The organism is Paenibacillus sp. 01L418 (assembly GCF_056400045.1).
Window position 1 is genome coordinate 1 of record NZ_JBFTSN010000368.1, and the last position, 6,467, is coordinate 6,467.

The window sequence follows — 6,467 nt, forward strand, 5'->3', positions numbered from 1 at the left end:
TTTACAAAGAGATGACTTTAGTCACCTTCATAAGATGACTTTTTAGACCTGTTTCGTTGCCTTTCATGACGTACAATTGGTTTATCAGAAACGAACTGAAAGGATGAATAAATATGAATCTAGTTACATTTCGCGAGGTTGTCAAAAAATACGACACAACGATAACGGTTAATCATCTTAGCTTCAATATTGATCAGGGTGAAATTTTTGGTTTACTTGGTCCAAATGGAGCGGGAAAAAGTACAACGATTCATATGTTGGCTGGTTTGCTGAAGCCAAGCGGCGGAGATATTTTGGTCGAAGGTTTTTCAATTCGCAAGCATCCGCTTGAAGTAAAGAAACGGATTGGTTTAGTGCCGCAGGAGCTGGCTATTTATGAGACGTTGACCGCTCGCGAAAATGTTACTTTTTTTGCAAAGCTTTACGGTCTCAGAGGTTCGCTGCTTAGCGATCGTGTTGATGAGGCGCTGCAATTCGTAGGGTTGCTGGACAAAGCGAAGGATAAACCTAGCACATTCTCAGGTGGAATGAAGCGGAGACTGAACATTGCTTGCGCCATCATGCACCGTCCAAAGCTGATCATTATGGATGAGCCAACGGTTGGAATCGACCCTCAGTCACGCAACCATATCTTGGAGTCCGTAAGGGAATTAAATAAGTTAGGCTCTACCGTCATTTACACCAGCCATTACATGGAAGAAGTAGAAGCGATTTGTACAAGAATCGGCATTCTTGATAAAGGCAAGCTTATTGCATGCGGGACGAAGGATGAATTAAAACGTCAGGTTGGCCAAGAAGAGAAGCTGATTTTTGAAATTGATAAAAAATCGGCGACGGCAATGACAGAGATGGCTGAGCATCCAGGCGTGCTTCAGCTTGCAGAACGAGATAATAGCTTGACGCTTGAAGTGACGGTGAAGGAATCTCTGTCTATATTACAGGATTTGTTGTTTATCCTTCAGAAGCATGGCATTAATATTCGCAAGCTGACGCGGGAAGAGCCGAATCTTGAATCGCTATTCCTGCAAATGACCGGACGCACATTACGTGACGAATAGGAGATGATGGTGATGCCAGCATGGTGGACAGCTGCTTATTATGAGCTTATAAAATATACACGGATGCGTTCCGTTCTTATTATTTTGATCGGTTTGCCCTTATTGTTGATTTTGCTGCTTGGCAGCGCATTTGACACAGAAATAAAGCCGGCTAAAATTGCCCTATATAATGCGGATCAGGGGGAAATGCGAGCTAGCATTGATGCTTTCTGGAGCAATGAAGCAATAAAACCATATGTGAAGGTTCTAGATGCAAACTCAGAGAAGGAGGTAAAGGACTGGATACGCGAGGGTATTGCTGATTATGGCGTATCGATTCCGAAAAACTTCTCCAGTGAGCTAAGCGCAGGGGAAACGGCGAATTGGTCAACGTTTGAAGGGCGCTATGAAGAAAAAAATATTGCTGCTTCTGCTTTTATCAATAAATATATGGCTGCTGTAAATTTGCAAGCCGCAGCTTTGCAAATCCTTGGACCAGAGCTAAGTGCGGGTGCTGCTCAAAGTCAAGCGCCAGCAGGACAATCACGCATTGAGACGAAAAATTTGAGCTCAGGAGATAATCAAGCCTTTGGCAAAGAATCAGCGATGCAATACTATTCTGTGGCCTACTTAATTATGTTTTTGCTCTATGGCGGCATGACGGCGACGATCGCGCTGCTCAATCAGAGGGAAGCGGGAACTTTGCAGCGTATGTACGCAATTCCAGGCTCATTTAGAGCCATTGTGTTTGGCATTATTTTAGGAGGAGTCATGCTTGCAGCGCTGCAAGCGGCAGTGATTATCGCATTTACAGCTTTTGTGTATGGTGTCGATTGGGGAAATAACTTTGGAGCTATTGCGCTGACTTGTCTGCTTACGACTGTTGCTGGGGCTGCACTTGCTATTTCGATCTCATCCTTCGTACGATCCAAAAAAACGACACAAACGCTGTTCAGCATCATTGTATTCAGCATGACCTTTATTAGCGGCGGAATGATTACAGGCATTGAGAAGATGGTAGGAGGTCTCGATAAGTGGACGCTCAATCATTGGGCTAATGAAACGCTTCGTGCCATCATGAACGGTGAAGCTTCAGCAACGATTTGGAATGCAATCGGTATTCTTGGAGCAATCGCTTTAGGCATAACAATAATCGCAGTCATTAGACTGCCAAAGGTGGTGAGAAAGCATGCCTAGTTTGCAAATTGCTGCACATCTCGTACGACGCACCATGGGTTCCCGTCGCGGATTGATTATGAATGTTCTTGTCCCAGCGATCATTTTATCTATAATGGCAGGGTTGTTCGCTAGTACGAATAGAGATAAGGCTATTATTATCGTGAATAATGCTGACTCAGGAATATTAGGCGAATATTTGGCATCCTCATTACAGAAAGAGCCATTGTATGAGATTCATTCGGAGCCGGCGATGAATGAACAGCAATTAAAGGATCGAGTCCTAGAGGGCAAAGCGGATGCTGCGATCTATATTCCTTCGGATTTCTCAGCAAAAATGATGGAGGGAGGCCCTTCATCAGCTCAGCTTTACCGAATGAATACGCAGCTTTGGAACGCTTCGCTTGAAGCTACACTTCAGACAGAAGCTCAGAAGCTGTCTTCCTCTGCCGCTCTTGTAAGAGGGACTGACCCTGAATCTCCTGTGGATTTATCTAAGCTGACCGCTTTGCTGGAAGCGCAAGCCACACCTAAAGCTGTCCTTGTAAATACGGAAATGGAGCTTGGCAAAATTGTATCCGATCCAACGATGATCGGTCTCATCCTTATGTTTGTTATGCTGCTTGTCAGCCAGTCTATCGGTTTCATTATGGAAGATCGAGAGCAGCGCACCATGGCAAGGATGTACACAGCGCCGCTTCGCTCGCTTGATATTGCTTTTGGAAATTTTATGGGCAGCATGCTGGTGGGCACGATTCAGCTTGTCATTGTTCTAGGCTTAACTTATTTTGTATTTGACTATTCACCTGGTATCTCGTTTGGATGGATGCTGCTCGTATTAGAATTCTTTTTGCTTGCAATTGTCGGCCTTGCTTCAGCGGTAGCGGGTCTGGTGCGCAATAGCACGCAGCTGTCTCAAATCAACAACATTATCATCGCTCCGTCCTGCATGATCAGCGGTTGTTTCTTTCCTCTTTCCATGCTACCTGATTTTATGCAAAAGCTTGCTAATTTCTTTCCGCAAAAATGGGCGCTTACAGCAATTGATCGTTTAGGCGGCGGGGGCAGCTTTAGTGACGTCTTGCTTCCGCTTCTTATCCTGCTTTTATTTGCTGCTGTGCTGATTGCCTTTGGTTCGGCCGTGCTCAGGCCAAATCGAACAAGCTAAAATGCTAAGCAGCAAGCGCCCTGAAAATTGGCTTGACTTCATCATCGTTGTATTGTAAATTTGTCAAAAGTTAATGACATCGCAACAGCGTCGACCAAGACTATGTTAATCAGCAAACGTTTCTATCAGAGAGGAAGCCCGAAGGCTGGAAGGCTTCTATGAACGATTGATTAATCCCTATCTTGCGAGCTGCAGTAGGAAGCGTATTCTTCTTCCGCTGCCGGAATATTCATTCCGTTATCTATTGAGAGTCGTCCAGATCATTTGGCGGCTATTTGAGGGTGGTACCACGAACGCATTCGTCCCTTACGAATGCGTTTTTTTTGTTTTTATGGCTTAAATCTAATCATCGGAGGGTTATCTATTATGAGACAAAGTAAGCTTTTAATGCCTACCTTGCGCGAGGCGCCGTCAGAAGCGGAAGCAGCCAGCCATCAATTAATGCTGCGTGCAGGTCTTATTAGACAGCTTGCCGCAGGTATTTATACGTATTTGCCGCTAGGCAGGCGAGTACTCAGAAAACTCGAGCAAATCGTAAGAGAAGAAATGGATCAAGCCGGAGCTCAAGAGGTATTAATGCCCGCTATGCAGCCGGCAGAGCTGTGGCAGCAATCGGGTCGATATGATGTGTATGGACCTGAGCTTATGCGGCTGCGTGACCGACATGATCGCGAGTTTACGCTTGGACCAACGCATGAAGAAGTGATTACAGCTCTGGTGCGCAGCGAGGTAAGCTCTTATCGACAGCTGCCAATGACATTGTATCAGATTCAAACTAAATTCCGCGACGAGAAGCGTCCACGCTATGGCTTGCTCCGAGGCAGAGAGTTTTTAATGAAAGATGCTTATTCCTTTGATGAGGATTGGGATGGGCTTCATCGCAGCTATACGAGCATGTACGAGGCTTATAATCGCATCTTCACACGCTGTGGTCTAAATTACCGTCCGGTTGAAGCTGATGCAGGTTCAATTGGCGGAGAAGGCGGAACACATGAATTTATGGCGTTGGCTGATATTGGTGAAGACACGATTGCTGTGTGCAATTCATGCGACTATGCGGCGAATTTGGAAAAAGCTGAATACAAGCTGTCGGAACAAACAACGAATACACAGCAGAACAATGATACTGCGTTGGTGCGATATCATACACCGGATATCAAGAAGATTGACCAGCTTGTTGAGGCTTTTGGCCTTGGAGCAGATGCTTTTATGAAAACACTGATTTATGTTGCAGACGGTGCTCCGGTTGCTGTTGTTGTTCGGGGAGACCATGAGGTAAATGAAATAAAAGTGAAAAATGCGCTTGCTGTAGCACATCTGGAGCTTGCGGATCAAGCTACGACAGAGCGGGTAACTGGCGCACCTACCGGCTTTGCTGGGCCGATCGCCTTGCAAATTCCCGTTTATGCTGACCATGCTGTTCTTGCGATGAAATCAGGAGTAGCAGGAGCGAATGAGCAGGATTATCATATCGGAAATGTTATCCCAAGCATTCATTTGACGGATGTGCAGGCAGGTGATTATCGAAATGCAGCAATAGGAGACGGGTGCCCGCGTTGCGAGACAGGCAGTTTGGTATTTTACCGCGGCATTGAGGTTGGCCATGTGTTCAAGCTGGGAACGAAATACAGTGAAGCGCTAAATGCTAAGTTTTTAAATGCGTCGGGCTCGGAGCAGCCGTTAATAATGGGCTGTTACGGTATCGGAGTTTCACGTTTGCTCTCTGCAGTACTTGAACAGCACTCCGATAGCAATGGCATCATTTGGCCTAAATCGATAGCACCTTACCAAGTCCATGTGGTACCTGTATCAGTGAAGGATCAGGTCCAAATGGATCTGGCCGCGCATATTACAGCAAGATTGCATGAGGCTGGGGTAGAGACGCTGCTCGATGATCGTGACGAGCGCCCAGGCGTCAAATTCAAGGACTCCGATCTTATCGGCATACCACTGCGCATTGTAGTAGGGAAACAAGCTGCTGATGGAATCGTAGAGCTTAAGCAAAGGAACGAATTAGAAGCGCAAAAGCTAGAACTAGAAGAAGCTATAGCTTTTGCTTTGCGCAACTAAAGTTGAAAACATATGCATGAAATGGGTTTGATAAATCCATGGAGGCCTATGGAATATAAGATCAAAAGGGTGCGAGACCGCTTCATATGAAGACGCTCGCGCCCTTTTTTTAGATAAGTCGGCTGTAAGCGTAAAATTAGTCAATAATCCAAGTTGCCATAACATAAGATGGAGTATAAGATAAAAGTAAGAACAAATTATCAGAACATTTCGTCAACTATTCTGAGGTAAGGGAGGGATTGCCGTGAACAAAAGCCATGAAGTCGAATATTGCAATTTGGAGCTGCGATTTGACCGGCGGCAAATCCAAAATCTCATCCGCGATCTTATTCAGGAAGGGTACTCCTTGTACTGGAGTGAGACGGAGGGGCAGTTTCTTGTATCCATTCGAACTGGCCGCAAGCTCGTTAAGCTTCAGTTTCAGCGAATGAAGAACCGTTACAAAATTGTCGGGGACTACATTATTAAAGATGAGAAGCTGTCAGAATTAATTGAAAAGCTGATTAATGACACACGTGGACATGCGATTGTGAAGCGCATTAAAGATCGTCAAATCGTCATTGAGAGTATTATGTTCGGTGAGATTATACGACTCGTGGAGGTGTCCGGTATGGAACATCGGATTATTTATCAGAAGAAGCCTTTCGTTACAATAGAAGAAATGATTAGAGCATTTCAATCAAAGCGTGCTGAGGAAAGAGCGGTTGTACTGCGTTATGAGCTGGATTATGAGCTATCGATGCTGTTTGACGCGCTAGAGAGCAAGGATGAGGAAGCGGTTACTGAGTCTAAAGAGCGGCTGAATACTCTTCGCTCGGAAATGTTGCAATTGGAACTCTGATGATAGATGCTAGCCCCCATTTGAAAACATAAAAACGATCAAAAGCTGCCTTCTAACAGCATTTGATCGTTTTTATGTTGTTCATTTACCATGAAAAAAGACTCCTTTTATTATAAAAATGTCTAAGCTTTTCGGTATATATAAGATAAACTTTTTAGTTCTCTCAATATAATTG

At 44.9% G+C, this 6,467-nt stretch carries 5 protein-coding genes; all 5 read left to right on the forward strand.

Going from position 1 to position 6,467, the window contains the following annotated elements; genetic code table 11:
* Positions 1 to 113: 113 nt before the first annotated feature.
* The 5 genes from AC1DSE_RS27820 (at position 114) to AC1DSE_RS27840 (ending at position 6,292) form a co-directional block, all read left to right on the forward strand.
* Positions 114 to 1,058: an ABC transporter ATP-binding protein gene (locus AC1DSE_RS27820; protein WP_477528533.1), complete on the forward strand. Its 945-nt coding sequence runs from the start codon at positions 114 to 116 to the stop codon at positions 1,056 to 1,058.
* A gap of 12 nt (positions 1,059 to 1,070) precedes the next feature.
* On the forward strand, positions 1,071 to 2,234 hold the full coding sequence (locus AC1DSE_RS27825) for an ABC transporter permease (RefSeq protein WP_477510131.1): 1,164 nt from the start codon (positions 1,071 to 1,073) through the stop codon (positions 2,232 to 2,234).
* Positions 2,227 to 3,381, forward strand: coding sequence for an ABC transporter permease (locus AC1DSE_RS27830; protein ID WP_477510132.1), 1,155 nt, complete (start codon positions 2,227 to 2,229; stop codon positions 3,379 to 3,381). The genes AC1DSE_RS27825 and AC1DSE_RS27830 overlap by 8 nt, the downstream gene beginning before the upstream one ends.
* 366 nt (positions 3,382 to 3,747) lie before the next feature.
* Positions 3,748 to 5,451: a proline--tRNA ligase gene (locus AC1DSE_RS27835; protein WP_477510133.1), complete on the forward strand. Its 1,704-nt coding sequence runs from the start codon at positions 3,748 to 3,750 to the stop codon at positions 5,449 to 5,451.
* 244 nt (positions 5,452 to 5,695) lie between these two features.
* Positions 5,696 to 6,292, forward strand: a complete 597-nt coding sequence (locus AC1DSE_RS27840) for a hypothetical protein (RefSeq protein ID WP_076268222.1) — start codon at positions 5,696 to 5,698, stop codon at positions 6,290 to 6,292.
* Positions 6,293 to 6,467 lie beyond the last annotated feature (175 nt).

Excerpts from the sequence above, each read along its gene's own strand:
- AC1DSE_RS27820 (WP_477528533.1), top strand. The coding sequence starts at position 114 with ATGAATCTAGTTACATTTCGCGAGGTTGTCAAAAAATACGACACAACG.
- AC1DSE_RS27825 (WP_477510131.1), top strand. The coding sequence starts at position 1,071 with ATGCCAGCATGGTGGACAGCTGCTTATTATGAGCTTATAAAATATACA.
- AC1DSE_RS27830 (WP_477510132.1), top strand. The coding sequence starts at position 2,227 with ATGCCTAGTTTGCAAATTGCTGCACATCTCGTACGACGCACCATGGGT.
- AC1DSE_RS27835 (WP_477510133.1), top strand. The coding sequence starts at position 3,748 with ATGAGACAAAGTAAGCTTTTAATGCCTACCTTGCGCGAGGCGCCGTCA.